The 25,830-nt window shown below is 34.7% G+C and carries 40 protein-coding genes and 2 tRNA genes; 38 read left to right on the plus strand and 4 right to left on the minus strand.

Annotated elements, in window-relative coordinates; all coding sequences use genetic code 11:
- Nucleotides 1-25 precede the first annotated feature (25 nt).
- The 4 genes from pyk to Y592_RS05455 are packed head-to-tail and all read right to left on the minus strand — an operon-like array spanning nucleotide 26 to nucleotide 4,720.
- Entirely contained in the window at nucleotides 26-1,438 is a 1,413-nt protein-coding gene (gene pyk, locus Y592_RS05440) for a pyruvate kinase (RefSeq protein ID WP_075665994.1), read from the minus strand.
- Nucleotides 1,395-2,657: a DUF5693 family protein gene (locus tag Y592_RS05445; protein WP_075665995.1), complete on the minus strand. Its 1,263-nt coding sequence runs from the start codon at nucleotides 2,655-2,657 to the stop codon at nucleotides 1,395-1,397. The genes pyk and Y592_RS05445 overlap by 44 nt, the downstream gene beginning before the upstream one ends.
- Nucleotides 2,620-3,837, minus strand: coding sequence for a hypothetical protein (locus tag Y592_RS05450; RefSeq protein ID WP_075665996.1), 1,218 nt, complete (start codon nucleotides 3,835-3,837; stop codon nucleotides 2,620-2,622). Before Y592_RS05450 ends, Y592_RS05445 begins: the two co-directional genes overlap by 38 nt.
- 1 nt (nucleotide 3,838) lies before the next feature.
- Nucleotides 3,839-4,720 (minus strand): RluA family pseudouridine synthase, encoded by an 882-nt coding sequence (locus Y592_RS05455; protein ID WP_075665997.1) that lies wholly within the window; start codon nucleotides 4,718-4,720, stop codon nucleotides 3,839-3,841.
- A 119-nt stretch (nucleotides 4,721-4,839) separates the two neighbouring features.
- Here Y592_RS05455 and Y592_RS05460 point away from each other — a divergent pair.
- The 38 genes from Y592_RS05460 (at nucleotide 4,840) to Y592_RS05645 (ending at nucleotide 25,822) form a co-directional block, all read left to right on the plus strand.
- Nucleotides 4,840-4,914, plus strand: a tRNA-Val gene (locus tag Y592_RS05460).
- A gap of 17 nt (nucleotides 4,915-4,931) precedes the next feature.
- Nucleotides 4,932-5,006: transfer RNA gene (locus Y592_RS05465), tRNA-Gln, on the plus strand.
- 182 nt (nucleotides 5,007-5,188) lie between these two features.
- Nucleotides 5,189-5,563: a 30S ribosomal protein S12 gene (gene rpsL, locus Y592_RS05470; RefSeq protein WP_075665998.1), complete on the plus strand. Its 375-nt coding sequence runs from the start codon at nucleotides 5,189-5,191 to the stop codon at nucleotides 5,561-5,563.
- Between the two features lie 18 nt (nucleotides 5,564-5,581).
- A complete protein-coding gene (rpsG, locus tag Y592_RS05475) occupies nucleotides 5,582-6,049 on the plus strand; it encodes a 30S ribosomal protein S7 (RefSeq protein ID WP_075665999.1) in 468 nt (155 codons plus the stop codon).
- Between the two features lie 13 nt (nucleotides 6,050-6,062).
- Nucleotides 6,063-8,138: an elongation factor G gene (gene fusA, locus Y592_RS05480; protein WP_075666000.1), complete on the plus strand. Its 2,076-nt coding sequence runs from the start codon at nucleotides 6,063-6,065 to the stop codon at nucleotides 8,136-8,138.
- Between the two features lie 31 nt (nucleotides 8,139-8,169).
- Entirely contained in the window at nucleotides 8,170-9,372 is a 1,203-nt protein-coding gene (tuf, locus tag Y592_RS05485) for an elongation factor Tu (protein ID WP_075666001.1), read from the plus strand.
- A gap of 64 nt (nucleotides 9,373-9,436) precedes the next feature.
- Complete coding sequence (gene rpsJ, locus Y592_RS05490) at nucleotides 9,437-9,745, plus strand: 30S ribosomal protein S10 (protein ID WP_012057174.1); 309 nt, start codon at nucleotides 9,437-9,439, stop codon at nucleotides 9,743-9,745.
- 22 nt (nucleotides 9,746-9,767) lie between these two features.
- Nucleotides 9,768-10,385 (plus strand): 50S ribosomal protein L3, encoded by a 618-nt coding sequence (rplC, locus tag Y592_RS05495; RefSeq protein WP_075666002.1) that lies wholly within the window; start codon nucleotides 9,768-9,770, stop codon nucleotides 10,383-10,385.
- A 37-nt stretch (nucleotides 10,386-10,422) separates the two neighbouring features.
- Nucleotides 10,423-11,088: a 50S ribosomal protein L4 gene (gene rplD, locus Y592_RS05500; protein ID WP_075666003.1), complete on the plus strand. Its 666-nt coding sequence runs from the start codon at nucleotides 10,423-10,425 to the stop codon at nucleotides 11,086-11,088.
- Complete coding sequence (gene rplW / locus Y592_RS05505) at nucleotides 11,088-11,393, plus strand: 50S ribosomal protein L23 (protein WP_075666004.1); 306 nt, start codon at nucleotides 11,088-11,090, stop codon at nucleotides 11,391-11,393. The genes rplD and rplW overlap by 1 nt, the downstream gene beginning before the upstream one ends.
- Nucleotides 11,394-11,408: 15 nt before the next feature.
- Nucleotides 11,409-12,233, plus strand: coding sequence for a 50S ribosomal protein L2 (gene rplB / locus Y592_RS05510; protein WP_075666720.1), 825 nt, complete (start codon nucleotides 11,409-11,411; stop codon nucleotides 12,231-12,233).
- Nucleotides 12,234-12,248: 15 nt separating this feature from the next.
- Nucleotides 12,249-12,536 (plus strand): 30S ribosomal protein S19, encoded by a 288-nt coding sequence (gene rpsS, locus Y592_RS05515; protein ID WP_004101445.1) that lies wholly within the window; start codon nucleotides 12,249-12,251, stop codon nucleotides 12,534-12,536.
- A 14-nt stretch (nucleotides 12,537-12,550) separates the two neighbouring features.
- Nucleotides 12,551-13,000 carry a 50S ribosomal protein L22 gene (gene rplV / locus Y592_RS05520; RefSeq protein WP_075666005.1) on the plus strand — a complete coding sequence of 150 codons (450 nt, stop codon included), beginning with the start codon at nucleotides 12,551-12,553 and terminating at the stop codon, nucleotides 12,998-13,000.
- A gap of 17 nt (nucleotides 13,001-13,017) precedes the next feature.
- Complete coding sequence (gene rpsC, locus Y592_RS05525; RefSeq protein ID WP_075666006.1) at nucleotides 13,018-13,647, plus strand: 30S ribosomal protein S3; 630 nt, start codon at nucleotides 13,018-13,020, stop codon at nucleotides 13,645-13,647.
- Nucleotides 13,648-13,669: 22 nt separating this feature from the next.
- On the plus strand, nucleotides 13,670-14,098 hold the full coding sequence (gene rplP, locus Y592_RS05530; protein WP_075666007.1) for a 50S ribosomal protein L16: 429 nt from the start codon (nucleotides 13,670-13,672) through the stop codon (nucleotides 14,096-14,098).
- Nucleotides 14,095-14,295: a 50S ribosomal protein L29 gene (rpmC, locus tag Y592_RS05535; RefSeq protein ID WP_075666008.1), complete on the plus strand. Its 201-nt coding sequence runs from the start codon at nucleotides 14,095-14,097 to the stop codon at nucleotides 14,293-14,295. The genes rplP and rpmC overlap by 4 nt, the downstream gene beginning before the upstream one ends.
- Nucleotides 14,296-14,300: 5 nt before the next feature.
- Nucleotides 14,301-14,597 carry a 30S ribosomal protein S17 gene (gene rpsQ, locus Y592_RS05540; protein ID WP_075666009.1) on the plus strand — a complete coding sequence of 99 codons (297 nt, stop codon included), beginning with the start codon at nucleotides 14,301-14,303 and terminating at the stop codon, nucleotides 14,595-14,597.
- Nucleotides 14,584-14,952 carry a 50S ribosomal protein L14 gene (gene rplN / locus Y592_RS05545; RefSeq protein ID WP_075666010.1) on the plus strand — a complete coding sequence of 123 codons (369 nt, stop codon included), beginning with the start codon at nucleotides 14,584-14,586 and terminating at the stop codon, nucleotides 14,950-14,952. The genes rpsQ and rplN overlap by 14 nt, the downstream gene beginning before the upstream one ends.
- Before the next feature lie 13 nt (nucleotides 14,953-14,965).
- Nucleotides 14,966-15,286 (plus strand): 50S ribosomal protein L24, encoded by a 321-nt coding sequence (gene rplX, locus Y592_RS05550; RefSeq protein WP_075666011.1) that lies wholly within the window; start codon nucleotides 14,966-14,968, stop codon nucleotides 15,284-15,286.
- Between the two features lie 13 nt (nucleotides 15,287-15,299).
- Nucleotides 15,300-15,848: a 50S ribosomal protein L5 gene (gene rplE / locus Y592_RS05555; protein WP_075666012.1), complete on the plus strand. Its 549-nt coding sequence runs from the start codon at nucleotides 15,300-15,302 to the stop codon at nucleotides 15,846-15,848.
- A gap of 12 nt (nucleotides 15,849-15,860) precedes the next feature.
- Entirely contained in the window at nucleotides 15,861-16,046 is a 186-nt protein-coding gene (locus tag Y592_RS05560) for a type Z 30S ribosomal protein S14 (protein ID WP_075666013.1), read from the plus strand.
- 15 nt (nucleotides 16,047-16,061) lie between these two features.
- Nucleotides 16,062-16,466: a 30S ribosomal protein S8 gene (gene rpsH / locus Y592_RS05565; RefSeq protein WP_075666014.1), complete on the plus strand. Its 405-nt coding sequence runs from the start codon at nucleotides 16,062-16,064 to the stop codon at nucleotides 16,464-16,466.
- Between the two features lie 13 nt (nucleotides 16,467-16,479).
- On the plus strand, nucleotides 16,480-17,034 hold the full coding sequence (gene rplF / locus Y592_RS05570; RefSeq protein WP_075666015.1) for a 50S ribosomal protein L6: 555 nt from the start codon (nucleotides 16,480-16,482) through the stop codon (nucleotides 17,032-17,034).
- 15 nt (nucleotides 17,035-17,049) lie between these two features.
- On the plus strand, nucleotides 17,050-17,418 hold the full coding sequence (rplR, locus tag Y592_RS05575) for a 50S ribosomal protein L18 (protein ID WP_075666016.1): 369 nt from the start codon (nucleotides 17,050-17,052) through the stop codon (nucleotides 17,416-17,418).
- A gap of 14 nt (nucleotides 17,419-17,432) precedes the next feature.
- Complete coding sequence (gene rpsE, locus Y592_RS05580) at nucleotides 17,433-17,963, plus strand: 30S ribosomal protein S5 (protein ID WP_075666017.1); 531 nt, start codon at nucleotides 17,433-17,435, stop codon at nucleotides 17,961-17,963.
- Between the two features lies 1 nt (nucleotide 17,964).
- Entirely contained in the window at nucleotides 17,965-18,150 is a 186-nt protein-coding gene (gene rpmD, locus Y592_RS05585; protein ID WP_075666018.1) for a 50S ribosomal protein L30, read from the plus strand.
- Nucleotides 18,151-18,165: 15 nt separating this feature from the next.
- Nucleotides 18,166-18,609 (plus strand): 50S ribosomal protein L15, encoded by a 444-nt coding sequence (gene rplO / locus Y592_RS05590; protein WP_075666019.1) that lies wholly within the window; start codon nucleotides 18,166-18,168, stop codon nucleotides 18,607-18,609.
- A gap of 2 nt (nucleotides 18,610-18,611) precedes the next feature.
- Nucleotides 18,612-19,898 (plus strand): preprotein translocase subunit SecY, encoded by a 1,287-nt coding sequence (gene secY / locus Y592_RS05595; protein ID WP_075666020.1) that lies wholly within the window; start codon nucleotides 18,612-18,614, stop codon nucleotides 19,896-19,898.
- A 4-nt stretch (nucleotides 19,899-19,902) separates the two neighbouring features.
- Nucleotides 19,903-20,547 (plus strand): adenylate kinase, encoded by a 645-nt coding sequence (locus tag Y592_RS05600; RefSeq protein WP_075666021.1) that lies wholly within the window; start codon nucleotides 19,903-19,905, stop codon nucleotides 20,545-20,547.
- Between the two features lie 5 nt (nucleotides 20,548-20,552).
- The gene (map, locus tag Y592_RS05605; RefSeq protein ID WP_075666022.1) at nucleotides 20,553-21,305 is read left to right on the plus strand and encodes a type I methionyl aminopeptidase; all 753 of its coding nucleotides are present in this window, start codon (nucleotides 20,553-20,555) and stop codon (nucleotides 21,303-21,305) included.
- A gap of 5 nt (nucleotides 21,306-21,310) precedes the next feature.
- Entirely contained in the window at nucleotides 21,311-21,535 is a 225-nt protein-coding gene (gene infA / locus Y592_RS05610; protein WP_075666023.1) for a translation initiation factor IF-1, read from the plus strand.
- An 18-nt stretch (nucleotides 21,536-21,553) separates the two neighbouring features.
- Nucleotides 21,554-21,670, plus strand: coding sequence for a 50S ribosomal protein L36 (rpmJ, locus tag Y592_RS05615; protein ID WP_012057198.1), 117 nt, complete (start codon nucleotides 21,554-21,556; stop codon nucleotides 21,668-21,670).
- Between the two features lie 12 nt (nucleotides 21,671-21,682).
- Complete coding sequence (gene rpsM / locus Y592_RS05620; RefSeq protein WP_075666024.1) at nucleotides 21,683-22,051, plus strand: 30S ribosomal protein S13; 369 nt, start codon at nucleotides 21,683-21,685, stop codon at nucleotides 22,049-22,051.
- A 12-nt stretch (nucleotides 22,052-22,063) separates the two neighbouring features.
- Complete coding sequence (rpsK, locus tag Y592_RS05625; RefSeq protein WP_075666025.1) at nucleotides 22,064-22,453, plus strand: 30S ribosomal protein S11; 390 nt, start codon at nucleotides 22,064-22,066, stop codon at nucleotides 22,451-22,453.
- Nucleotides 22,454-22,466: 13 nt separating this feature from the next.
- Nucleotides 22,467-23,096 (plus strand): 30S ribosomal protein S4, encoded by a 630-nt coding sequence (gene rpsD, locus Y592_RS05630; protein ID WP_075666026.1) that lies wholly within the window; start codon nucleotides 22,467-22,469, stop codon nucleotides 23,094-23,096.
- 6 nt (nucleotides 23,097-23,102) lie between these two features.
- Nucleotides 23,103-24,089: a DNA-directed RNA polymerase subunit alpha gene (locus tag Y592_RS05635; protein ID WP_075666027.1), complete on the plus strand. Its 987-nt coding sequence runs from the start codon at nucleotides 23,103-23,105 to the stop codon at nucleotides 24,087-24,089.
- 1 nt (nucleotide 24,090) lies between these two features.
- Nucleotides 24,091-24,474 (plus strand): 50S ribosomal protein L17, encoded by a 384-nt coding sequence (gene rplQ / locus Y592_RS05640; protein WP_075666028.1) that lies wholly within the window; start codon nucleotides 24,091-24,093, stop codon nucleotides 24,472-24,474.
- A 40-nt stretch (nucleotides 24,475-24,514) separates the two neighbouring features.
- Nucleotides 24,515-25,822, plus strand: a complete 1,308-nt coding sequence (locus tag Y592_RS05645) for a trigger factor (RefSeq protein ID WP_075666029.1) — start codon at nucleotides 24,515-24,517, stop codon at nucleotides 25,820-25,822.
- The last annotated feature ends 8 nt before the right edge of the window (nucleotides 25,823-25,830 follow it).

The raw sequence follows: 25,830 nt of genomic DNA on the forward strand, positions 1-25,830 counted from the left end.
CTTTTAGGTAGTCTAGTTCATGATTTTAAATTATTTCCTGTATTTGAAGTGTATTTGTTGTTCCGGGTTTCCCCCATGGAATACCTGCGGTAATTATAACTTTGTCTCCTTTTTTTGCAAATCCTAATTCTTTTGCTTTTTTCATAACTTCATTTATCATTTCATCTGTGGAGAGTGTTTGATTTATCAATACAGGAATAACACCCCATACTAGGCTTAACTTATACAGTGTAGAAATATTTGGAGTAGCAGCCATTATTGGTACGTTCGGTCTCAATCTTGCTACGTTAATTGCTGTTCTTCCTGTACCGGTTGCTGTTATTATCAATTTTGCGTTTATATCCTTTGAAAGATTATAGACTGCATGGGAAATAGCTGTTTCTGGATCTTCTGATATGTAATAACTTCTTATCCATTCTAATTCAATTGATTCATAGTTGAGAAGAAACTTTTCAGTATTTATTGCAACTTCGTTCATAACCTTAACCGCTTCTATGGGGTAATCGCCTATTGATGTTTCAGCTGAAAGCATTATAGCATCTGTTCCATCAAGAATTGCGTTGGCTATATCTGAAACTTCTGCTCTTGTAGGTGTTGAATTTTTAATCATGCTTTCTAACATTTGTGTTGCAGTGATGACAGGTTTAGCATACCTATTAGCGGTTTCTATGATTTGTTTTTGAACAATGGGGACTTTTGAAAGAGGAATTTCAACACCTAGATCTCCTCTTGCAACCATTACCCCATCTGCTTCATGGATTATTTCGTCAAGATAATCTAATGCCTGTGCAGTTTCTATTTTTGCAATTACAGGTATTCCGTTACTAAGTGATTTAGCAAGTTTTACATCCTCGGGTTTTCTAACAAATGAAAGTGCTATGAAATCTATATTTTCCTCAATTGCAAGTTTTATGAATTCCTTATCTTTCTCTGTAATTGCCGAAATTGAGAGATCTACCCCTGGAAGGTTGACACCTCTATGATGTGTTATTCTTCCTCCTCTAATTACTTTTGTTTTTACAATATTATTATTTGTTTCAAGCACTTCAAGTTCTATTGCACCATCGTTTATCAAAACTTTATCTCCTTTTTTTACTTCAAATGGAAATCTAACGTAATTAACTGAAAGTAACTTTTCATCGCCAAGCACATCGTCTGTTGTTATATCAACTATGCTATTTTCTTTTAGTGTTATGTATTCTTCTTTAAGTTTTCCAGTTCTAATCTTTGGACCAGATAAGTCTATTAAAATTGCAAAAACTGCGTTTAACTTTTCTCGTAGTTTTTTTAATCTTTTAATTCTTTCTTTATGGACTTCTAACGTATCGTGGGAAGAATTTAGTCTAAATACGTTAACTCCGGTTTTGATAAGTTTTTCAAGCATTTCTTCTAATTCAGTGGCGGGACCTATTGTGGATACTATTCTTGTTTTTCTCATATAAAACACTCCTTTCAAAGAATAAATTAATTATTGAAAAAATAATAATTGAAATGAATAGTGTAATCAATTCTCTATAGACATTGATAAACAAAGGTGCTCTAATATGACAGAAAGTATTAAATGTAGATAATAAGGCAATGCTTCCAAATATTTGAAAGAATTTTCTGAAGAAAATATTTTTAGTATATGGTGCTAAGAATAAAAGAGGATAAAATATTAGTTCTTTGGTTCTTGGACGAATTATAAATATGTCTTCTATAAATTCTCTTAAATTTCTTTCAAAGTCTGAAACGAATCCGTAATTCCCACTTCTAATTATATAATATATCCCAAAAATAGTGAATATAGGTAATAATATCTTCATATATTTTTTAAACTCTTTATTTTGAGTGTTTATTAGTTCAATCAATAAAATCACTGGAAGGAGGATTAGAGAAAGTTTTACTAATTTGAAAGTTTCAATATTGTTTACATGGTAAAAATCGTATAAGGAAAGATTGGTAAATATTCCTAATGAAAAATATGAAAAAAATTTCAGAATATTGTTGTTTACCTTTTTAAATACGAATATGGTTCCAATAATACTTACAATTGACACAAAATAATCATATGAAAAGTATAGAATGGGAATGAAAAAAGCAATAAATGGAAAAAGACTGAATACGAAAAGTACAAGTATTACAAGAAAAACATACTTTATATTTTTTGCTTTGACTATATAAGGAGAAGGTTCTGAAGTTGGAAAATAGTTGTTGAATTTTTTTGCAACAGTTTCGGTTAATTTTGTTCTTGGTAGAACTATAAGATCTATACTTCTTTCTACCACTGCACGCCAAAGTCTTTTGAAAAGAGTTTTTTCGTTGTATTTTGTTAGTTCCTCAGGTTTTATATAATGGACGTTTATTACATTAGTTAATTTTTTTGCATAATTTTGAGAAAGTTTGAATGAGGAATTAAATTCGAGTATTCCAAATACTTTATCTTTTATATCAATATTTACAGTTGTTGCGTCTTTTAACACAACATACTTGGAAAATTTTGTAGGAATGGTTTTTCCATCTGAGAAAAAGACTTCATTTGAGTCTTCAAAAACTATTTTTGTTTTCATGTTTTCTATATCTGAAATTATTCTTATCAAAGACGAAAGTAAGGCAATTATTGTAAAGATAAATAATACCTTATTTAACGATGTGTATGACAAAATTTTTATCTTCATAATGCCTCCTTTGTCTTTTAGGATTGATCCATGTTTTTATAAATGGGGATTTTATCATTATACCTCCTATATTGAACCATCTTTTTTGGTCAAAAAATTGAAGAGAGTTTGAATTTTTTTCGTTAATATATATTGTTTCGAGTTTTAAAGTGTTGTTTTTAAAAGTATCTTCACAATAAACGGCAATTATATTTTTTCCACACTTGAGTTTGAAAATTTCTCCTTTTTTTTCTTGATTGTTTATTTTTAAAAGAGTTTTTGTTTTGTTAAAGTCTTGTGAAATGACTTTTATTTCATAATAGTTGTCGAATAGATGTTTTTTTTCTAACAGTACTTTGGGCGGAGTGGTATCTTTTACAGTGATTGTTGTAATTGTAGAATTAGATGATGAAATTTCGTAAAAGTTTTTGGTGCCTATAAAAGTTAGGGTGCCGTACTTTGTGTGGGAGAAAAATTCGTATTCTTTTTCTTGAAAGTTTATTGTTGATTTGGGAACGAATAAGTTTTTGGTGAGACTTGATTCGTTTCCTAATTCGTCTTTTGCGTACACAAAAATTGTATATGTTCCAGGTAAAAGCGCACCAGCAGTTGGTGAAATAGTATTATTTATATAAACTTTAGTCTGTGTCTTCCCATAGTCATTTATGCGTATTTTGTAAAAACCATACTCTGGAAATGAAAATGTTGTAATATCTATTTTAGGTGGTTTAGGTGTTATTTTATATTCTCCAAAATAGAATTTTAAATTTGGTATTTCATATTCTTTTAGGAATAAATCAAGATATTCTTTTAATTTATCTTTTGGGGTTATTTTTTTTACTATTATCTTTTCATCGTATAGTTCTATTGGAAATTCATCTATAACAACTTGGGTAATTTTTGATATTTTGTATAATTTTAATATAGATTGAAATACATCTTTTGAAACCTTTATTGTCCCGTCTTTTCCAATGGTTTGTCCATCTTCTAGTACTAATAGATTGTCTGGAAATTCGAAGTTTTCTACATTAGGACTTTTGAAATAAGATATAATCTTTCCCCTAAATTTGTTTGGTTTTCCAAAAAACGGGTAAATTTCACCATTTATTATAATGGTGTTATCATATGTATTGAAATAAATGTTAATAGAAAAGAAAGACAATGAGATATGGAGTATTAATAAAAAAAATATTTTTTTCAATTCATTCCTCCATTTTTAAGGCTTTTAAAGTTTCTTGTAGGTCTTTTGCAAGAGGGGCTATTGCCCTGATTTTTTTATTTTTATAGACAAATGTCATTTCACTACAGTGTAAAAAATATCGCTTTAGTCCATATTTTCTTTTAAATTCTCTATTTAATTTTTTGTTACCATAAAGGTTATCACCTACAACTGGATAACCTATTAAACTCAAGTGTTTTCTGATTTGGTGTTTTCTTCCAGTTTTGATTTCCACATCCAATAGTGAGAAATAGCCAAGATCAGTTTTGAATGTTTTTTTCTTGTTGTATATGGTTTTTGCATATTTACTATCAAGTGGTATTTCTATTTTTTCGGTTCTTTTAGGGTTACCTATACAGAGTGTAACATATTTTTTCTTTATATTTCTTGAAGAAATTATATCACTAATTTCTCTTGCACTATTAACGTTTTTTGCCACAATGAAAACTCCTGATGTGTGTTTATCTAATCTATGGACGAGGTAAGGTGTAAAATCTTTCTTTTTGCCTAAATACATTAATCCCTCGATTAGCGTAGCAATATGTGTCCCTTTTCCTGGATGGATTGGTATACCAGCGGGTTTGTTTATTATCAGAATATTTCCATCTTCATATATGATATCAAATTCCATTTTTATTGGAATGATTTGATTGTTTTTTTCTCTATTGTACTTAGAGGTATCTTCGTTAATGTTTATCTCATCTCCAACTTCAAGTTTGTAAGATGGATCTTTAATTTTTTTTCCGTTGACTATCACCTTTCCTTTTCTTATTAATTTGTAAATGGCGCTCAAGGGTAAATTTTTAAGTTCTTTTCTTAGAAATTTGTCCAATCTGGAATAATAATTTTTTTCTGTTACTATCATGTCTTTCTCCCTCGCTTTCTTATTTTATTATACTCTATGGTTGTGTTTAAATCAAAGAAGGTAAATTTATTTTAACATCTTGACAAGTTTTTTTTGTGTGATAAAATAAAAGTCGGCCTGGGTGCGTAGCTCAGTGGGAGAGCGCTTCCTTGACGCGGAAGAGGCCGCAGGTTCAATCCCTGCCGCACCCACCAGTTGTTTTTTTTCTAGTTGGGGCGTCGTCTAACTGGCAGGACACTGGACTTTGGCTCCAGCAGTGTAGGTTCGAGTCCTACCGCCCCAGCCAGAGGGCTTGATGCCCTCTTTTTTTCTAAGTACCATTCATAAAACGCACGAAAAAGTGGACGAAACAAAATGTTCACTTATTTTTCAAGAGAATTTTGCTATAAGGGTTTATAATAGAATTTGTAAAATATTGCGGCGTGGCTGAAATGGAAAAATTTTATAGTTTTTGAAGGGAGGGTTTAGATGCCTACAATTAATCAGTTGGTAAGGTATGGAAGAAAAGTAATTAAGGAAAAATCAAAATCTCCAGCGTTACAAGGGCACCCACAAAAAAGAGGAGTTTGTGTAAGGGTATCGACAATGACTCCAAAAAAGCCAAATTCAGCTCTTAGAAAAATTGCAAGGGTTAGATTGAGCAATGGGATAGAAGTAACTGCATATATTCCGGGTATAGGACATAACTTGCAAGAACACTCAGTTGTGTTGGTTAGAGGTGGAAGGGTAAAAGACTTGCCAGGTATTAGGTATAAAATTATAAGGGGCGCATTGGATGCAGCAGGTGTTGAGAACAGAAAACAATCAAGAAGTAAGTATGGTGCAAAGAGACCTAAGAAATAAATTGGGAGGGAAATATAAATGAGAAGAAGAAGAGCGGAAATTAGAAAAGTTCCACCTGATCCAATTTATAATGATGTTTTGGTTTCAAAACTTATAAATAGAGTTATGTGGGATGGAAAAAAATCAATAGCTCAAAAGATAGTTTACAAAGCTATGGAAATTTTAGCGGAGAAGACGAAGAAAGATCCACTTGATGCTTTGCATCAAGCAGTAGAAAATGTCAGACCTATTGTTGAAGTAAGACCAAGAAGGGTTGGGGGTGCTACATATCAAGTGCCAATTGAAGTCGAAGAACCAAGGAAGACATCACTAGCATTAAGATGGATTGTTGAAGCGGCAAGAGCTAGAAAAGGAAAGCCAATGGCTGAAAAATTAGGTGAAGAATTAGTCAATGCTTTTAACAACACGGGAACGGCTATTAAGAAGAAAGAAGATGTTCACAGGATGGCAGAGGCAAACAGGGCATTTGCACACTTTAGATGGTAAGTAGGAGGAGAGTATGAAGGAGATACAGGCGATATACGTTGACTTGAAAAAATTAAGAAACATAGGTATTATGGCCCATATCGATGCAGGTAAGACAACGACTACAGAAAGGATTCTTTTCTATACAGGTAGAAAGCATAATATTGGTAGTGTGGATGATGGTACTGCAACAATGGATTGGATGGTTCAAGAAAAGGAAAGGGGTATTACCATTGTTTCGGCTGCAACAACATGTATGTGGAAGGGCTATCGTATTAACATAATTGATACTCCGGGACACGTTGACTTTACCATTGAAGTAGAAAGGGCGTTAAGGGTACTTGACGGAGCTGTTGCCGTTTTTGATGCTGCTGCAGGTGTTGAACCGCAGTCAGAAACTGTTTGGAGGCAAGCAGATAAATACAATGTGCCACGTATTGCGTTTATGAATAAGATGGATAAATTAGGTGCGGATTTTGAAATGTCCGTTGAAAGTATGGTAAAAAGACTTAGGGCAAATCCAATTCCTGTTCAAATGCCTATGGGAGCAGAGGATTCGTTTGAAGGGATAATAGATCTAATTGAAATGAAAGCCATAAGATGGCTTGATGAAAAGGGTACAGAAATGGTTTATGAAAAGATTCCCGAAAAATATTTGGCTAAAGCTGAAGAAATGAGAGAGGAATTACTTGAAAAAGTGGCAGAGCTTGATGATGATATAATGGTCATGTATTTAGAGGGCGAGGAGATTTCAAATGATTTAATAAAGAAGGCATTGAGAAAGGCTACAATTGAAAATAAAGCTACACCTGTATTTTGTGGCTCTGCAAAAATGAACAGAGGCGTTCAACCTTTATTAGATGGAATTTTGGAATATTTGCCATCGCCACTTGATGTGCCACCTGTTAAAGGATGGGATCAAAATGGAGAAACAATAGACATAGTTCCAAATGAAAACGAACCATTTACAGCACTTGCTTTTAAAATACAAGCAGATCCATATGTAGGTAAATTAACATTTTTTAGAGTTTACAGTGGAAGGCTTGAAAAGGGTAGTTATGTGTACAATTCAACAAAGGGAAAAAAAGAAAGAATTTCAAGATTGATATTTATGCATGCCGATAAGAGGGAAGATGTGGAATATGTAAGAGCAGGTGATATCGTAGCAGCAATTGGTTTAAAAGATACAAAAACAGGAGATACATTATGCGATGAGAAGAGACCTGTTATTTTGGAAAAAATGGAATTCCCAGAGCCTGTTATTTCTATAGCGGTAGAACCGGAAACAAAAAAAGATCAGGATAAGTTATCAAGGGCTTTAACATTGTTAAGTGATGAAGATCCTTCATTTAGAGCATATGTTGAGCCTGAAACAGGTGAAACTATTATTTCAGGTATGGGTGAGTTGCACCTTGAAATAATTGTAGATAGATTAAAACGTGAATTTAACACAAATGTGAGAGTAGGTCAGCCTCAAGTTGCCTACAGGGAAACTATTCAAGTTCCAGCTGAAGCTGAAGGAAAATATATAAGACAAAGCGGCGGAAGAGGGCAATACGGACATGTTGTAATGAGATTTGAACCTATTGATTTGAGTAAGACTTTTGAATTTGAAGATAAAATTGTCGGCGGAGTTATACCAAAGGAATATATTCCTGCAGTTGAAGAAGGTGTGAGAGAAGCAGCTCAAAGTGGATATATTGGTGGATATCCAATGGTAGGAATAAAAGCGATATTACTCGATGGTTCATACCACGAAGTTGATTCGTCCGAGATGGCATTTAAGATTGCAGCAAGTATGGCATTTAAAGAGGCTGTGAAAAAGGCAAAACCAATTTTACTTGAACCTATAATGAAAGTTGAAATTACTACTCCAGAAGAGTATATGGGAAACATAATAGCAGATCTTAATTCGAGACGTGCACATGTGGAAACATTGGAATCAAGAGGACATTTGAGAATCATAAAGGCTTTGGTGCCGCTTTCCGAGATGTTTGGTTATGCAACTGATTTAAGGTCGTTATCGCAAGGTAGGGCAACTTATACAATGGTACTTGAAAGATATGCAAAAGTTCCTGATAAGATTGCTGAAAAAATAATTTCAAAATAACTTATCCACAAAGGATAAAGGAGGGTGAATTATGGCAAAAGAAAAGTTTGTGAGAAGTAAACCACACCTTAATGTTGGTACGATTGGACATATTGACCACGGAAAAACAACATTAACAGCAGCTATAACAAAGTACTTGTCTTTGTTTGGAAGAGCGGATTATACACCATATGAACAAATCGATAAAGCTCCAGAAGAAAAAGAAAGAGGAATTACAATTAACATTGCACACATTGAATACGAAACAGACAACAGACACTACGCACACATTGACTGTCCAGGTCACGCTGACTATATCAAAAACATGATTACTGGTGCAGCTCAAATGGATGGTGCTATTCTTGTTGTTGCAGCAACTGATGGACCAATGCCACAAACAAGAGAACACGTTCTTCTCGCAAGACAGGTTAATGTTCCTGCAATGATTGTTTTCATTAACAAAACGGATATGGTTGATGATGAAGAATTAATTGATCTTGTTGAAATGGAAGTAAGGGAACTTCTTAATAAATACGAATTTCCAGGTGACGATCTTCCAGTAATAAGAGGTTCTGCTCTTAAAGCAGTTGAGGCATCTAATGATCCTAATGATGCTGCATATGCACCAATTAAAGAGCTTCTTGATACTATGGACGAATACTTCCCAGAACCACAAAGGGAAACGGATAAACCATTCTTGATGCCAGTTGAAGACGTATTTTCTATTACAGGAAGAGGTACGGTTGTTACTGGAAGAATCGAACGTGGTGTTATCAAACCCGGTGATGAAGTAGAAATCGTAGGAATGAGTTACGAAGTAAATAAAACAGTTGTTACAAGTGTTGAAATGTTCAGAAAGATCCTTGATGAAGGTCTTGCAGGCGACAATGTTGGATGTTTGTTAAGAGGTGTTGACAAAGATGAAGTGGAAAGAGGACAAGTTCTTGCAAAACCAGGATCAATAACACCACATACAACATTTAAAGCACAAGTTTACGTTTTAAAGAAAGAAGAAGGCGGAAGACATACACCATTCCAAAAAGGATACAAACCACAATTCTTTATCAGAACAGCTGATGTAACAGGTGAATTAATTGACTTCCCTGCAGGTGTAGAAATGGTTATGCCTGGAGATAACGTAGAAATGACAATTAAACTTATCTACCCTGTTGCTATTGAAGAAGGAATGAGATTTGCTATCCGTGAAGGTGGAAGAACAGTCGGTGCAGGTGTTGTAACAGCAATTGTTGAGTAATTATAAATATTTTGGAGAGGGGGGTAACCCCCTTTCTTCCTGAAATAAAAAGGGAGGGAACAAGATGCCAGGACAGAAGATAAGAATTAGGTTGAAGGCATATGATCATAAACTTCTTGATGAGTCTGCAAAAAAAATAGTGGAAGTTGTAAAACAAACAAATGCAAAGGTTTCTGGGCCAGTACCTTTGCCAACGGAAAGAACTTTATATGTTGTCTTAAGATCTCCTTTGAAACATAAAGATTCAAGGGAACAATTTGAAAAAAGAGTACACAAGAGAATGATTGATATATTAGAACCATCACCAAAAACTATCGATGCGCTTATGAAAATAAATCTTCCCGCTGGAGTTGACGTTGAAATCAACTTGTGATTCAAACTTGGAGGTGCTAGTTATGAAAATGATTATTGGAAGAAAATTGGGAATGACACGAGTTTTCGTAGGTGATAAGGTTGTTCCTGTTACTGTGATTAAAGCTGGACCATGTTTTGTAGTGCAAAAGAAAACCGTTGAAACAGATGGTTACAATGCTATACAATTGGGATTTGAAGAAGCAAAGAAGGTAAATAAACCTATGGAAGGTGTTTTCAAAAAAGCAGGAGTAAAACCATTAAAAGTCTTGAAAGAATTCAGAGTTGATAATCCCGAAAATTTTGATTTGGGTCAAGAAATAAAGGTTGATATTTTTTCAGAAGGTGATAAGATAGATATTACAGGATGGTCAAAAGGTAGGGGATTTGCTGGTGCTATGAAAAGATGGGGCTTTAGAGGAGGTCCAAAATCTCACGGTGCGAAATTCCATAGAGAATTAGGTTCAGTTGGTCAACACTCAGAGCCTGCAAGAATTTTCAAAGGTAAAAAGATGCCGGGACAATATGGTAACGAACGCGTAACAATTTTGAATTCAGAAGTTGTTAAAATAGATGTTGAGAACAATTTAATAGCGGTTAAAGGTGGCGTCCCAGGAGCGAGAGGCGGCCTTGTCCTCATTAGATCTGCAAAGAGGGGATAAGAGCAAGCCTCGAAAATGAAAAAAGGAGGCATTGGGGATGGCGAAAGTTGATTTGTTTAATATCAAAGGTGAAAACATTGGTACAATTGAATTAAAAAATGAGGTTTTTTCAATTGAGCCCAACCAAGATGTTATGTGGCGTTATATTGACATGCAACTTACAAATGCAAGAGCGGGAACTGCGTCAACAAAGACTCGTAGAGAGGTTTCCGGTGGAGGAAGAAAACCATGGATTCAAAAGCACACGGGAAGGGCAAGACAAGGCTCTATAAGAGCACCTCATTGGAGGCACGGTGGAGTTGCACATGGTCCAAAGCCCAAAGTTTATTTTAAAAGGTTAAATAAGAAAATGAAAAAGCTTGCTTTAAAATCAGCTTTGTCCTTGAGATTAAAGGAGAATAATCTAATTGTAGTTGATGATATTAAGTTTGAAAAGCCGAGAACCAAAGACTTGACGGAAGTTTTGAAGAATTTAGGACTTGAAAATCAAAAAGTTTTAATTGTTCTTCCTAAAAAAGAGAATAAATACGAGAATGTAAAAATTTCTGGACGAAATATTCCTGGGATTAAAGTATTAATTGCGGACAATCCAGGAGTCGATAGAGTTAATATCGATGGGTTGAATGTATACGATATTTTAAATCATGATAAGCTTGTGCTCCTCCAAGGTACTGTCCAGAAGATTGAGGAGGTGCTGGGATAATGAAAAATTATGCAGATATAATCATTAGACCAATTGTAAGTGAAAAGGCATATTATGCAAGAGAAGATAGGAAGTATGTTTTTGAGGTTGCAAAGGATGCCAATAAACCACAAATAAAAGAGGCAATTGAAAAATTGTTTAATGTGAAGGTAAAAAAAGTCAATGTTGTTAATGTTAAACCGAAACCAAAGAGAGATTTGAGAAGAGGAGCAATGGCTAGGGAAGGTTATACTAGATCGTGGAAAAAAGCTATAGTTACACTTAAAGAAGGTTATACAATTAAAGAATTAGAAGGAGAACATTAAAAGGGGTGAAAAATGATGGGTCTTAAAAGATTTAAACCAACAAGCCCTGCTCGTAGACAGATGATAATACCAGATTTTTCTGAAATAACAAAAAAAGAACCAGAAAGATCATTGGTTGTTCCACTTAAAAAAACAGGTGGAAGGAACAATTATGGTAGAGTTACTGTTAGGTTTAGAGGTGGCGGCCATAAGAGAAGATATAGGATAATAGATTTTAAAAGGGATAAAGTTGGTGTGCCTGCGAGAGTAGTATCAATAGAATATGATCCAAACAGAACAGCCAGAATAGCTTTACTTGCATATGCTGATGGTGAAAAAAGATATATATTGGCTCCACAAGGATTGAATGTTGGCGATACAATTATGAATGGTCCGGATGCAGAAATTAAACCTGGAAATGCTTTGCCACTTGAAAATATTCCCGTTGGTACTATTATTCACAATGTGGAATTTATACCTGGAAAAGGTGGGCAAATTGCGCGTTCGGCAGGGACATCGTGTCAATTAATGGCAAAAGAAGGTAAATATGCGCTGTTAAAGATGCCTTCAGGGGAATTAAGAAAGGTTCCAGTAAAATGTTATGCAACTGTTGGTGTTGTTGGTAATGAAGAACACAAGAACGAAGTAGATGGTAAAGCAGGTAGGGTTAGATGGAAAGGTAGAAAGCCGCATGTAAGAGGGGTTGCAATGAATCCAGTTGATCACCCACATGGTGGAGGTGAAGGTAGAGGAAAAGGTCACCATCCACAAAGTCCATGGGGTCAATTGGCAAAAGGATATAAAACAAGAAGAGGTAAGAAAGCGTCAGATAAATTAATTGTTAGAAGAAGAAATGGTTGATGAGGAGGTGCAATAATGGGTAGGTCCACGAAAAAGGGACCTTATGTAGATCCCAAATTATTAAAGAAAATAAGACAGTTAAACGAAGCAGGAGAAAAAAAGATAATAAAGACATGGAGTAGGGCAAGTATGATAGTACCAGAAATGGTTGGGCATACAATAGCAGTTTACAATGGATTAAAACATATCCCGGTTTATATTACGGAAAATATGGTAGGACACAGATTGGGAGAATTTTCCTTTACCAGAAGATTTGGAGGGCACGCGGATAAGTCAGCAAGTAAGGGTCAGGTTAAAAAGTGAGGAGGGTGGAAGCAATGCAAGTTCTCATAAAGAGAAATGGAATGAAACGCTCTAAATTTCATAGAGTAAGGAAAGAAAAATTAGCATCGATGCCCGTCTATGAAGCAAAGGCTGTTGCAAAGTATATAAGAATTTCACCTAGAAAAGCCAGAAGTGTTGCAAATTCAATAAAAGGGAAAAATGTTTCAGAAGCGTTTACAATTCTTGAATTTTCTCCTAAAAAAGCTGCACGAATAATAAAAAATGTGTTAAAATCAGCAGTAGCGAATGCGGTTAATAATCACGGATTAAATGAAGAAAATTTGTACGTTTACACCTGTTATGTAAACGATGGTCCTAGAATGAAAAGACTTTGGCCAAGGGGAAGAGGAAGCGCGGACATAATACAAAAGAGAATGTCTCATATAACAGTAATAGTTAGAGATAGGGAAGCCGAGAAGGCTGCAATTGATGAAAAGAAATAGAAAGGTGAGGTGGTAAGGTGGGTCAAAAAGTTCATCCACGTGGCTTTAGGCTCGGGATAACAACTGATTGGCAAGCAACTTGGTTCAACGAAAAAAATTACAAAGAATATTTGTTAGAAGATGAAGAAATAAGAAAGGTAATAAAATCAAAATACTCTCACGCAGGAATCAGCGAAATAGTAATTGAAAGACCAGATTCAGAGAGAGTTATTGCGATTATAAAGACGGCAAGACCTGGTATAATAATAGGTAAAAAAGGTGCAGAAATCACTGAATTAAGGAAAGAGTTGGAGACAAGATTCAATAGGAGATTTATTGTAAATGTTGAAGAAATAAAATTACCTGAAGTGGATGCACAACTTGTTGCGGAAAATATCGCAAATAGGATTGAAAAACGTGCTTCATATAAAGTCGTTATGAAAAGGGCAATATTTAACGCAATGAGAAAAGGTGCAAAAGGTATAAAAATAATGGTTTCTGGAAGATTAGCAGGTGCTGAAATTGCAAGAACAGAATGGTATTTGAAAGGAAGATTACCACTTCAAACGATTAGATCTATAATAGATTATGGGACTGCGAGAGCAGAAACAAAATACGGTACGATAGGTATAAAGGTATGGATTTATAAAGGCGACGCCGATATCTGACGTCTAAAGGAGGTAGTACGACATGTTGATGCCAAAGAGAGTAAAGTACAGAAAACAGCATAGGGGAAGAATGAAGGGTAAGGCAAAAGGTGGAGCATTAGTTGCATTTGGTGAATATGGTTTAAAAGCGCTTGAACCTCATTGGATTACTGCACAACAGATTGAAGCATGTAGAATTGCTATTACAAGGACTTTGAAAAAATCAGGAAAGTTATGGATTAGGATTTTTCCAGATAAATCGTATACAAAACACCCGGCAGAGAGTAAGCTTGGAAAGGGAAAAGGTAACGTTGAAGGATGGGTAGCAGTAGTGAAACCTGGAAGGATAATGTTTGAGATTGGTGGAGTAAGTGAAGAATTAGCAAGAGAAGCACTTGAATACGCTGCAACAAAACTTCCAATTAGAACAAAAATAGTAAAAAGACATGAGATAGGTGGTGAAGCAGTATGAAGGCTGCTGAACTTAGAAATCTTACAAATGAAGAATTAATGAATTTGTTAGAGGAAAAGAAAAGAACTCTCATGAACTTGAGGTTCCAGAATGTACTAGGTCAACTAAACGATTATAGTCAGATATCAAAGACTAGGAAAGATATAGCAAGAATCAAAACAATTCTCAGGGAAAGAGAATTGGGTGTAAGGAGGTAATTGACATGCCAAAGAAAAGACTTGTAGGTGAAGTTGTAAGCGATAAGATGGATAAGACGGTTGTTGTTTCCGTTAGTACGTTGGTAAAACACCCGAGAGTGGGTAAATATATAAAGAGGACAAAAAAATATTATGCGCATGATGAAAATAACGAATGCAGAGTAGGAGATACCGTTGAAATTATTGAGTCAAGACCTTTGAGTAAGCTCAAAAGATGGAAAGTGTTGAGAATAATTGAAAGGTCTGTATTTACAGAAGAAGTAGAAGATGCGGAAGGAGGTAGTAACAATGATAATCAATGAAAGCTACCTCAACGTGGCTGATAACTCAGGTGCAAAACTTTTAAGGGTAATTAGGGTAATGGGTGGTTCCAGAAGAAAATGGGGAACGGTTGGAGATATTGTTGTCTGCAGTGTAAGAGATGCAGTTCCAAATGGAGATTTGAAAAAAGGTGATGTAGTTAAAGCGGTTATTGTTAGAACGAAAAAAGAAATAAGAAGACCTGATGGTTCATATATTCGTTTTGATGATAATGCTGCTGTTGTGATTGATAAATATAACGAGCCTAAGGGGACACGTGTTTTTGGACCAGTGGCAAAGGAATTAAGAGAAAAAGGTTTTATGAAAATAGTCTCCTTAGCGCCGGAAGTATTTTAAGGGGTGATGTGCAGTGGCAAGAAAAATAAGAAAAGGAGATACGGTAAAGGTACTATCTGGAAAGGACAAGGGAAAAACAGGTGAAGTAATTACAGTGATTCCAAAAGAGGATAAGGTTATAGTCAGAGGGGTAAATATTGTAAAAAGACATCAAAGACCAAATGCACAGATGAGGCAAGGAGGAATAATTGAGAAAGAGGCTCCTATATATGTTTCAAAGGTTGCATTAGTGTGTCCAAGTTGTGGAAATGCTACAAGAGTTGGATTTAAATTCTTAGAAGACGGTAAAAAAGTAAGGTACTGTAAGAAATGCGGAGAAGTCATAGATAAGTAAGGAGGCATAGAGCATGCAGTACATACCATTAAAGGAAAAATATGAAAAAGAAATTAGAAATGCAATGATGAAAGAATTTGGCTATAAAAACATTCACCAAGTTCCAAGATTGGAAAAGATAGTTATAAATATGGGAATTGGTGAAGGTTCAAGAAATAAAGATGTTATAGATATCCACGCAAAGGAATTAGCTTTAATTGCAGGTCAAAAACCTGTGGTAACAAGAGCAAAAAAGAGTATATCTAATTTTAAAATAAGAAAAGGTATGCCAATAGGATTGAAAGTTACTTTAAGAGGAATCAATATGTACAACTTTTTGTATAAGCTCATTAATCTTGTACTGCCAAAAGTTAGAGACTTTAGGGGATTGAATCCAAATGGTTTTGATGGAAGGGGAAACTACTCATTCGGTTTGACAGAACAATTGGTATTTCCAGAGATTTCTCCTGATCAGGTAAGAAGAGTGCAAGGTATGGATATTGTAATTGTCACAACAGCAAAAACCGATGAGGAAGCTAGGAAGTTACTTGAACTCTTTGGATTTCCTTTTAAAAGACAATAAGGAGGTTTAAATATGGCAAGAAAAGGTCTTGTAGAAAGATGGAAGAAACCCAAAAAATTTAAAACAAGAGAGTATACAAGATGTAAGATATGTGGACGTGCACATTCTGTTTATAGAGAATTTGGTGTATGTAGGGTTTGTTTTAGAAAAATGGCCAACGAGGGAAAACTCCCGGGAGTTAGGAAGGCAACATGGTAAAAGGAGGGGAATACAATGTGGAGCGATCCAATAGCTGACATGCTCACTCGAATAAGAAATGCTAACGTTGCATTAAAAGAACAAGTAGATGTTCCAGCATCAAATTTAAAGAAAGCAATAGCTGAAATTTTGAAAACAGAAGGATTTATTAAAGATTACACATATATTGAGGATGGGAAACAAGGAATCATCAGAATTCAAATGAAATACAAAGGTACAAGGAGAAATAGAGAAAGAGTAATTCACGGAATTGTTAGAATTTCAAAGCCAGGAAGAAGGATTTATGTGGATAAAGATCATCTTCCAAAGGTTAAAAATGGATTAGGAATAGCAATTTTAACAACTTCTAAAGGCGTTATGACTGACAAAATGGCAAGAGAAATTGGAGTTGGCGGAGAAGTAATCGCCTATATCTGGTAAGGAGGTGTACTCAATGTCCCGTATAGCAAATAAACCTATAGTAATACCAAATGGCGTAGAAGTTAAGGTTGAAGGAAATATTTTTAAGGTTAAAGGTCCAAAAGGTGAGTTGTCGCAAGAATTTTTACCTTATGTTAAAGTCGAGATTAATGAAAATGAAATTAATGTAAAACCAAACGTTGAATTTATGAAAAGAAAGTCAGACTTAAAGAAAATGAAAATGTTTACAGGTACATACTGGAGATTGTTTAATAACATGATTATTGGTGTTACACAAGGATTTAAAAAGGAATTAGAAATTGTTGGAATAGGTTACAGAGCACAGTTGCAAGGGAAAAAATTGGTTATGAATCTCGGATATGCGCATCCCGTTGAAATGGAAATACCATCTGATGTTACAGTGGAAGTCCCAAGTCCAAATAAAATTATAGTGAGCGGAATTGATAAACAAAGAGTAGGGCAAGTGGCAGCGGATATAAGAAGGTGGAGAGAACCTAACGTATATTCAGGAAAGGGTATTAGATACGTAGGAGAAGTAGTAAGATTGAAAGAAGGAAAGAAAGCATAAAGGGGGTACACTGAGATGATAAAAAGAGAAAATAGAAATTGGAGAAGGAAAAAGAGACACTTAAGTATAAGGAAAAAAATTCATGGTACAGCTGAAAGGCCAAGGTTGTGTGTATATAAAAGTGAAAAACACATATATGCACAGGTTATAGATGATGATAAAGGGCATACATTGGTAGCGGCATCAACTTTAGATAAGGAATTGAGAGAAGCTTTGAAAAAGACTTGGAATAAAGAGGCGGCACGTGAAGTTGGGAAGTTAATTGGTAAGAGAGCAATCGAAAAGGGTATCAAGAAAGTGGTTTTTGATAGAGGTGGATACAGATACCACGGAAGAATTGCAGAACTTGCTGAAGGTGCTAGAGAAGCAGGCTTGGAATTTTAAGGGAGGTGCACTGAATGGCAGATATTGCACAGAAAATAAAGGCAACGGGTGAAGATTTCGAAGAAAGAATAGTGGAAATTAGAAGGACTACAAAAGTTACAAAGGGTGGGAAAAATCTTTCCTTTAGGGTGTTAGCCGTTGTTGGAAATAGAAATGGAAAAGTAGGAGTTGGCGTTGGAAAAGCAAGAGAAGTACCAGATGCTATAAGAAAAGCTTTATCAGCTGCAAGAAGAAACGTATTTAAAGTATCAATCCACAATGGCACGATTCCTCATGAAATTGTTGGAAGACAGGATGCGGCGAAAGTTTTGTTAAAACCAGCTGCACCAGGTACAGGTATCATCTCAAATGGAACAGTACGTGCTATTGTTGAATTGGCCGGTATTCACAATATATTGACAAAATCAAGTGGTTCAACCAATCCGGTTGTTTTGGCTCAGGCAACGGTTAATGGTTTGAAAAACCTCCTATCCTTGGAGAAAATAGCTGAATTAAGAGATATAACTCCAAAAGAAGTTATTTATGGTGTAAAGAAGGAGGGTTAATATGAAAAAGTTAAAAATAACCTTGGTTAAAAGTCCTATTGGATACAAATATGATCAAAAAGATACAGTTAAAAGACTTGGGTTGAGAAAGTTAAATTCGACGGTGATTAAAGAAGATATTCCTCAAATTAGAGGTATGATTAGAAAGGTAAGACATTTGGTTAAAGTTGAAGAAATAGAGGAATAAGGGAGGTAATATAATATGAGATTATCCGATATAAAACCGACTCCTGGTTCTATGAAAAAAAGAACAAGAGTAGGTAGAGGAATAGGTTCTGGAAAAGGAAAAACTTCTGGAAAGGGACACAAAGGTCAAAAAGCAAGGGGAAGAGGAAAAGTTCATATTTGGTTTGAGGGTGGTCAGACACCTTTGCACAGAAGATTACCAAAATTTGGATTTAAAAACTTTGCCAAAAAGGTTTACACAGTAATAAATGTTGAGCAACTTGAGAAGTATTTTGAATCAGGAGAAGAAGTAACACCTGATAAATTAATGGAAAGAGGTTTAATTAAGAAAATTAATGATGGAGTAAAAATACTAGGAAATGGTGAAATAACAAAACCATTAACGGTAATTGCCCATGCCTTTAGTTCAAGTGCCAGGAGGAAGATAGAAGCCGTTGGCGGCAAGGCAGAGGTGATTTAACAATGTGGAAGGCATTAAAAAACGCTTTTAAAATACCTGAACTTAGAGATAGAATAATTTTCACGTTACTAATGCTTATAGTCTTTAGGCTCGGAATTTACATTCCGGTTCCTGGGGTGAACTTGAAGGCATGGGGGGTTGCGTTTTCTCAAATGGGAACGGGTGCTGCTGGAGGTTTGATGAGTTTTTATGATGTCTTTACAGGTGGAGCATTTAGAAGGTTTTCAATATTTGCAATGAGTGTTACACCATATATAAACGCATCGATTATTTTGCAACTTCTATCTTCAGTTATTCCTTCTTTAAAAGAGTTGTTAAAAGAAGGTGAAGAGGGAAGAAAGAAATTTCAAAGAATTACTAGAAATTTGACCGTTATACTTGGTGCGTTGCAGGGATTTGTGGTTTCATTTGGTCTTGCAAGAAGTTTTGAGAATGTGTTAGTTATTCCTTTATGGACATTTACACTTTTATCTACTATGACATTGCTAGCTGGTACTATGTTCTTATTGTGGATTGGTGATAGGATAACGGAAAAAGGTATAGGAAATGGTATTAGTGTTTTGATCTTTGCGGGAATTGTTGCAAGATATCCAGCATATTTTAGAACAGCGGTACTTGGCGGATTAAACATATTTGAATGGATTTTCTTGCTTGGAGTAATGTTCTTAATGGTTATTGGTATTATATATGTACAACAAGCCGAAAGAAGAATAGTAGTACAATACGCATCCAGAATGGTTGGAAGAAGAATATATGGTGGGACTTCAACTCACATTCCAATCAAGGTGAATCACAGTGGAGTTATTCCAATTATATTTGGTTGGGCAATAGTTTCTATACCAGTTGGTATAGCACAATTTACAAGTTCTGAAACTTTAAAATCATTATTTTCAATGACTAGTCCACTTGTGATAACTATTTATGCTGTTTTGATTTTCTTCTTTACGTATTTCTACAGTGTTGTTGTATTTGATCCAAAAGATATAGCACAAAATATAAAGAGTTATGGTGGATACATACCAGGTATTAGACCGGGAAAACCAACTGAGCAATATATTACAAGGGTTTTGAATAGGATAACTTTTGTTGGGGCATTATTCTTAGTTGCAATTGCACTTGTTCCTTACTTGGTTCAAGGTGTTACGGGAGTTAGCATATGGCTTGGTGGTACGAGTGCATTGATTGCTGTTGGTGTGGCACTTGACATAGCTCAACAAATGGAAGCGCACCTTATTATGAGAAATTACGAAGGATTTGTTAAAAAAGGAAAACTCCCAGGAAGGAGATGAGAATATGAATATTGTCTTCCTGGGGCCTCCTGGGGCTGGTAAAGGAACTTATGCAAAAAAATTGGCAAATATATTAAATATTCCGCATATATCAACTGGAGATATATTTAGAGAAGAGATAGCTTCTAAAAGTGATCTAGGTAAAAAAGTAGAAGAAATATTAAAACGTGGAGAACTTGTACCAGATGATTTGACAAATACAATTGTAAAAGAAAGGCTTTCAAAATACGATTGTAAAAAAGGATTTATATTAGACGGATTTCCAAGAACAGTTGCTCAGGCTAAAGCTTTAGATGAAATATTGAAAAAACTTGGAAGGGAACTTGGGTATGCAATATATTTTGAAGCAAGTGAAGAGGTTGTTGTTGAGAGAATTAGCAATAGAAGAATTTGTAAAAATTGTGGCAAGATTTATAACTTAATAACTCTTCCTCCTAAGGTTAATGGAAAGTGTGATGTTTGTGGTGGGGAGTTATATCAAAGAGAAGATGACAGAGAAGAAGTTGTAAGAAAAAGATATAAAGTTTATATGGAAAACACGTTTCCTGTAATAGAATATTATCGAAAATCTAACAAACTTTTTACAGTGGATGGTAGTATGGATGTTGATTCAGTAATAAAAGAAGTATTAAATATTATCAGAAGGTGAAAGAATTGATTTACATTAAAAACAAAGAAGAAATTGAAAAGATAAAAGTAGCTTCACAAGCGGTGGCTACAATATTGAAAGAAGCAGAAAAAGTTGCAAAAGTTGGTGCGACGGCATGGGATTTAGAGGTTTTGGCCGAAAAGATTTTGAAAGAGTTAAAATGTACTCCAGCGTTTAAAGGTTATCACGGTTATCCATATATTACTACTGTTTCTGTAAATGATGAAGTTATACATGGATTTCCATTGAAGAAGAAGGTATTTAAAAAAGGTGATATAGTTTCGTTAGATGTAGGTGCAATATACGATGGGTATTATGGTGATGGTGCATACACGTATATAATAGGTGATACCGATGAAGTTGGGAAAAAGTTAGTTGAGACAACAAGAGAAGCATTGAATATAGCAGTTGAAATATTAAGAGCGGGTATAAAACTAGGAGATATTTCTCATGAAATACAAAAATATGTGGAATCTAATGGGTTCAATGTGGTAAGGGATTTTGTAGGTCACGGGGTTGGAAGGAAGCTCCATGAAGATCCACAGATTCCAAATTATGGAAAAAAAGGAACGGGTGTAATATTAAGAGAGGGTATGACTATTGCAATAGAACCTATGGTTACTGAAGGCGGCTGGCACGTAGCGGTTTTAGAAGATGGATGGACTGTGGTTACAGTTGATGGAAAAAGAGCAGCTCATTTTGAACATACTTTGTTAGTAAAAAAAGACGGATGTGAAGTTTTAACCCAGGTGGGGTGATAAGATTGTCAAATAAGGAAGATATTATAAAGATGGAGGGTACCATTGTTGAAGCTTTGCCAAATGCTATGTTCAGAGTAGAATTAGAGAACGGTCATAAGATTTTGGCACATATTAGTGGAAAGATGAGAAGAAATTTTATAAGATTAGTGCCAGGAGATAAAGTAGTAGTTGAGTTAACAATTTATGATTTAACCAAGGGAAGAATAGTTTACAGGAAAAAGTCATAGAAGAAAGGAGAGAGTGCCATGAAAGTACAATCATCTGTGAAGAAAAGATGTGAGCATTGTAAAATAATAAAAAGAAAAGGTAGAGTTTACGTTATTTGTAAGGTGAATCCAAAGCACAATCAGAAGCAAGGTTGAGGAGGGAGATAGATGGCTCGTATTGTTGGTGTTGAAATACCAAATGATAAGAAGGTAGAAATTGCTCTTACTTATATATATGGTATTGGTAGGACTAGAGCGAAATTAGTATGTGAAGCGACAAATGTGGATCCAAATAAAAGAGTAAGAGAATTAAATGATGAAGAAATTAGTAAAATAGCCACATTTATTCAACAGAACTTTAAAGTTGAAGGTGAATTAAGATCAGAAGTAATGCAAAATATAAAGAGGTTAATCGATATAGGATGCTATAGAGGATTAAGGCATAAATTGGGGTTACCAGTAAGAGGTCAAAAGACAAAATCTAATGCAAGAACGAGAAAAGGTCCAAGACCAAGTAGAATCAAGAAGAAAAAATAAGGAGGGACATAAATGGCAAAAAAAACGCGTAGGGTTGTTAAAAGGAAAAAGAAAATATCTGTTGATCGTGGCGTTGTACATATTAAGTCAACATACAACAACACTATTATTACCTTAACCGATCCAGATGGAAAAGTAATCACCTGGGGAAGTGGAGGAACTGCAGGATTCCAAGGAACAAGAAAGGGAACGCCTTATGCAGCACAACTTGCAGCAGATCAAGTTGCCAAAGAAGCGGTAAAACTTGGTATGAAAAAAGTTGATATTTTGGTTAAAGGACCAGGTTCAGGAAGAGAAGCTGCAATTAGGACTTTCCAAGCAGCGGGACTTGAAATTGGGATTATTAAAGACGTTACACCTATTCCATTTAATGGCTGTAGGCCAAAGAAGAAAAGAGTTTAAGGGAGGGAAATAAATGGCTAGATATACAGGTCCACAATGTAAACTTTGCAGGCGCGAAGGAATGAAGTTGTACCTGAAAGGCGAAAGGTGCTTTACTGATAAATGTGCATTTGATAGGAGACCTTTTGCTCCAGGTGATCATGGAAGAGACAAGAAGAAGTTAACGCAATATGGTATACAATTAAGGGCAAAGCAAACTATGAAAAGGATATATGGGGTACTTGAGGCACAATTTAGAAGATATTATGAGACTGCTGCTAAAAAAACGGGGGATACCCGTGAAAATCTTGTTATACAGGTGGAAAGAAGACTCGATAACGTAGTGTATAGGTTGGGATTTGCAGTTAATAGAACAACTGCAAGGCAGCTTGTAAATCACGGACATTTTATGGTTAATGGAAGAAAAGTAACGATTCCATCTTATCAAGTTAGACCGGGAGATGTGATTGAAGTAAGGGAAAAAAGTAGGGATATTTTGCCAATTAAAAATGCAATAGAATTGAATAAAGATAAAAATAGAATGCCATGGGTTTCAGTAGATTTTGATAATTATAAAGGGGTTTATGAAAGACATCCAAAACTAGAAGAAGTTATTGATCTTCCAGTTGACGTACAAGCAATTATCGAATTGTACTCGAGGTGATAAATTATGGATTTTATTATGCCTAAAGGTCTTAAAATGGAAGATCATTCGGAAGCGGATGAACATTATTATGCCCGGTTTGTTCTTTTTCCGCTGGAAAAAGGATACGCTACAACTATAGGGAATACATTAAGAAGGGTTTTGCTTTCTTCCATCCCATCACTTGTGATAACGGATGTAAAGTTTGTAAGACCAGAAAAATACCATGAATTTGACACTATAGAAGGGATAAAAGAAGATATAATAGAGATACTTTTAAATTTAAAGAAAGTACAACTAAAGATGGAAAGTTACATAGAAAGTCCAGTAGAGTTGAGTATTCAGCACAAAGGAGAAGGAGAAATTAAAGCTGGGGATATTATTGTGCCTGCGGGGGTAACAGTCGCAAATCCAAATCTGCACATTGCAACTGCAAATGAAGATGCGGATATTGAAATAAAGATGTATGCAACGATAGGTAAAGGTTTTGTGCCAGCTGCAGAAAGAAATGAAAAACCAGATATAGGATGGATTGTTTTGGATGGAGTATACAACCCTGTTCTTAAGGTTAATTGGAAAGTTGAGAATGTTAGGGTTGGTAAAAAGACTGACTATGATAAATTGATTTTAGAAATCTGGACTAAGAAAAATATAAAACCTATAGAAGCATTAAAACAATCTGTTAAGATAATAAATGATCACTTTAAGTTAATTGAAGAAAGTTTTGGTGATATGGAAGATAATGCAATTGTAATCGAAACTACAAACACAGAAGTGATTGAAGAGATGGTAGATGAAGATGATGTTTTAAGTAGAAAGATAGATGAGCTAGATCTGTCCATGAGAGCATTAAATTGTTTAAAGAGGGATAAAATAGAGACAATAGGAGATTTGCTTGAAAGAGGAGAAGATGAATTGTTAAAAATTAAAAACTTCGGACAAAAATCCCTAGATGAGGTAAAAGAAAAGCTGAAGGAAAAGTTTGGAATAAGCTTTGGAAGGGAGGAAGAATGAAATGAGACACAGAATGAAAAAACATAGAATTGGAAGATATGGAAGCCATAGAAGATCCTTGCTAAGAAATTTATCAAGGGAAATTATAGAACATAGTAGTATAATTACTACCACCAAAAAGGCAAAAGCGGCACAAGAATTTTTTGAAAAATTAATGACAAAGGCAATAAAGGCGAAAAAGGCAGATAAAAAAGAAAGAGAAGTAGCTTTAAGAAGGGAAATTTTCAAAGCATTAGGTGATAGAAAATTAGTTAATAAACTCGTTGATGAAATTGCACCAAAGTATCTTGATAGACCAGGTGGATACACGGCTATTTATAAAATAGGTCCAAGAAGAGGCGATGGTGCAGAGATGTCATTGATAAAACTTGTAATAGAAGAGTAAGGGGGAAGTCCCCCTTTTTTACTCTTTGAGGAGGTGTAGTATGGAAATAAAAGAGCTAGGTGTTGATAAAAACATTGTGACTAAGGAATATATATTTGATGGTACAGATATTAAAACTGCTGAAAGAAGGACTTTAAACGAATTGAATAGAAAATATACTGTGGAGGGGTTTAGAAAAGGAAAAGTCCCTCTTAGTGTTTTTAAAATGAGATTTGGAAAAGATTTTTATGACTATTTTGTCTTTGAGCAATTGTTGGAAGAGGTTTATAAATCTTTTAAAGAAGAGACTAACCTCTTGTTAATTCCAGAAATTGTGGAAAAGGAAATAAATTCTGAAAATGGAAGAGTAGTTGTAAATTTCCATAAAAAGCCTGTTGCAAAAGTTGAAGTTGAAAAAATTAAGGTTAGAATTGCAAATAAGGAACAAGTACTAGATAATTACCTTGATTTGAGATTGAATTCTTTAAAGGAAGAACATGCTGTTTTAGAACCAAAAGAGGGACCTGCAGAATTTGATGATCTAGTTAGAGTTAGAGTTTTTGTGGTTAATAAAGAGACGGGAAAAGTTTTAATAGATGGAAAAGAAGATGAATACGTGTTGTATAAAGAGGATGAAAGACCAACCGTTAAAAATGTAGTAGGACATAAAAAAGGGGATGTAGTAGAATTTGATAGAGAATTTGCAGGAAAAGAAGGGGAAAGTGTTACTTATCACTATAAATTGGAAATCCTAGAAGTTTATAAAAGAAATTTGCCTGAATTAACCGATGAATTTGTAAAAAATAATTTATCCGAACTACATCTAGAAACTTTGGAAGAACTTAAGAATAAAATAAGAGAAGAAGGTACAAAAATTTACGATGATGAAATTAAGCATTCAATAAGGGAACAGATCTTGGCACAACTTCCAGATGTGACTGAATTGTTTATTTCTGAGAAAACTATAGATTATGCTGTAAGGCTTATAGTCAACAATATGAAAGAAGAAAATAAATATGAAGATTACGTGAAAAAATACGAAACTGAAGAAAAGGCTTTAGAATCTTTAAAAGATTACTATGTAACTGAATTAAAGAAAGAGTCTGCAATTGAAAAGCTTGCAAAAGAGTATAACATTGAAAGAAAAGTATCTGATGAAGAATTGGAAAAATACGCCGAAATTTTGGCACCTTATTGGGGTATTAGTGTTGAAAGGGCAAAGGTTTTAGCGAAAGAAAAACCAGAGATAAGAGAAGAAATAGAGAATATGATTTTTGTGGATAAAGTTATTGATAAAGCTGCAGAAAAAGTTCAAAGAGAAATTGTCGATGTGAATAAAGAAGGTGAAGAGAGTGAAGAAAATAATTGATCAATATG

Origin of the sequence: Thermosipho sp. 1070 (assembly GCF_001682135.1) — a bacterium.
GTDB classification, from domain to species: Bacteria; Thermotogota; Thermotogae; order Thermotogales; family Fervidobacteriaceae; genus Thermosipho; species Thermosipho affectus.

What these genes read in the sequence shown, in the direction of transcription:
- rplO (WP_075666019.1), top strand. Translation starts at nt 18,166, where the DNA reads ATGAGATTATCCGATATAAAACCGACTCCTGGTTCTATGAAAAAAAGA.
- rplD (WP_075666003.1), top strand. Translation starts at nt 10,423, where the DNA reads ATGGCGAAAGTTGATTTGTTTAATATCAAAGGTGAAAACATTGGTACA.
- rpsQ (WP_075666009.1), top strand. Translation starts at nt 14,301, where the DNA reads ATGCCAAAGAAAAGACTTGTAGGTGAAGTTGTAAGCGATAAGATGGAT.
- rpsG (WP_075665999.1), top strand. Translation starts at nt 5,582, where the DNA reads ATGAGAAGAAGAAGAGCGGAAATTAGAAAAGTTCCACCTGATCCAATT.
- rpsD (WP_075666026.1), top strand. Translation starts at nt 22,467, where the DNA reads ATGGCTAGATATACAGGTCCACAATGTAAACTTTGCAGGCGCGAAGGA.
- Y592_RS05645 (WP_075666029.1), top strand. Translation starts at nt 24,515, where the DNA reads ATGGAAATAAAAGAGCTAGGTGTTGATAAAAACATTGTGACTAAGGAA.
- rpsL (WP_075665998.1), top strand. Translation starts at nt 5,189, where the DNA reads ATGCCTACAATTAATCAGTTGGTAAGGTATGGAAGAAAAGTAATTAAG.
- rplN (WP_075666010.1), top strand. Translation starts at nt 14,584, where the DNA reads ATGATAATCAATGAAAGCTACCTCAACGTGGCTGATAACTCAGGTGCA.
- rpsJ (WP_012057174.1), top strand. Translation starts at nt 9,437, where the DNA reads ATGCCAGGACAGAAGATAAGAATTAGGTTGAAGGCATATGATCATAAA.
- Y592_RS05445 (WP_075665995.1), bottom strand. Translation starts at nt 2,657, where the DNA reads ATGAAGATAAAAATTTTGTCATACACATCGTTAAATAAGGTATTATTT.
- Y592_RS05600 (WP_075666021.1), top strand. Translation starts at nt 19,903, where the DNA reads ATGAATATTGTCTTCCTGGGGCCTCCTGGGGCTGGTAAAGGAACTTAT.
- rplP (WP_075666007.1), top strand. Translation starts at nt 13,670, where the DNA reads ATGTTGATGCCAAAGAGAGTAAAGTACAGAAAACAGCATAGGGGAAGA.
- rplW (WP_075666004.1), top strand. Translation starts at nt 11,088, where the DNA reads ATGAAAAATTATGCAGATATAATCATTAGACCAATTGTAAGTGAAAAG.
- rplR (WP_075666016.1), top strand. Translation starts at nt 17,050, where the DNA reads ATGATAAAAAGAGAAAATAGAAATTGGAGAAGGAAAAAGAGACACTTA.
- rpmC (WP_075666008.1), top strand. Translation starts at nt 14,095, where the DNA reads ATGAAGGCTGCTGAACTTAGAAATCTTACAAATGAAGAATTAATGAAT.
- rplF (WP_075666015.1), top strand. Translation starts at nt 16,480, where the DNA reads ATGTCCCGTATAGCAAATAAACCTATAGTAATACCAAATGGCGTAGAA.
- rpmD (WP_075666018.1), top strand. Translation starts at nt 17,965, where the DNA reads ATGAAAAAGTTAAAAATAACCTTGGTTAAAAGTCCTATTGGATACAAA.
- secY (WP_075666020.1), top strand. Translation starts at nt 18,612, where the DNA reads ATGTGGAAGGCATTAAAAAACGCTTTTAAAATACCTGAACTTAGAGAT.
- pyk (WP_075665994.1), bottom strand. Translation starts at nt 1,438, where the DNA reads ATGAGAAAAACAAGAATAGTATCCACAATAGGTCCCGCCACTGAATTA.
- rplE (WP_075666012.1), top strand. Translation starts at nt 15,300, where the DNA reads ATGCAGTACATACCATTAAAGGAAAAATATGAAAAAGAAATTAGAAAT.
- Y592_RS05635 (WP_075666027.1), top strand. Translation starts at nt 23,103, where the DNA reads ATGGATTTTATTATGCCTAAAGGTCTTAAAATGGAAGATCATTCGGAA.
- rplC (WP_075666002.1), top strand. Translation starts at nt 9,768, where the DNA reads ATGAAAATGATTATTGGAAGAAAATTGGGAATGACACGAGTTTTCGTA.
- rpmJ (WP_012057198.1), top strand. Translation starts at nt 21,554, where the DNA reads ATGAAAGTACAATCATCTGTGAAGAAAAGATGTGAGCATTGTAAAATA.
- rpsM (WP_075666024.1), top strand. Translation starts at nt 21,683, where the DNA reads ATGGCTCGTATTGTTGGTGTTGAAATACCAAATGATAAGAAGGTAGAA.
- rpsE (WP_075666017.1), top strand. Translation starts at nt 17,433, where the DNA reads ATGGCAGATATTGCACAGAAAATAAAGGCAACGGGTGAAGATTTCGAA.
- rplQ (WP_075666028.1), top strand. Translation starts at nt 24,091, where the DNA reads ATGAGACACAGAATGAAAAAACATAGAATTGGAAGATATGGAAGCCAT.
- rplB (WP_075666720.1), top strand. Translation starts at nt 11,409, where the DNA reads ATGGGTCTTAAAAGATTTAAACCAACAAGCCCTGCTCGTAGACAGATG.
- rpsK (WP_075666025.1), top strand. Translation starts at nt 22,064, where the DNA reads ATGGCAAAAAAAACGCGTAGGGTTGTTAAAAGGAAAAAGAAAATATCT.
- fusA (WP_075666000.1), top strand. Translation starts at nt 6,063, where the DNA reads ATGAAGGAGATACAGGCGATATACGTTGACTTGAAAAAATTAAGAAAC.
- tuf (WP_075666001.1), top strand. Translation starts at nt 8,170, where the DNA reads ATGGCAAAAGAAAAGTTTGTGAGAAGTAAACCACACCTTAATGTTGGT.
- rpsS (WP_004101445.1), top strand. Translation starts at nt 12,249, where the DNA reads ATGGGTAGGTCCACGAAAAAGGGACCTTATGTAGATCCCAAATTATTA.
- Y592_RS05560 (WP_075666013.1), top strand. Translation starts at nt 15,861, where the DNA reads ATGGCAAGAAAAGGTCTTGTAGAAAGATGGAAGAAACCCAAAAAATTT.
- rplV (WP_075666005.1), top strand. Translation starts at nt 12,551, where the DNA reads ATGCAAGTTCTCATAAAGAGAAATGGAATGAAACGCTCTAAATTTCAT.
- Y592_RS05455 (WP_075665997.1), bottom strand. Translation starts at nt 4,720, where the DNA reads ATGATAGTAACAGAAAAAAATTATTATTCCAGATTGGACAAATTTCTA.
- rpsH (WP_075666014.1), top strand. Translation starts at nt 16,062, where the DNA reads ATGTGGAGCGATCCAATAGCTGACATGCTCACTCGAATAAGAAATGCT.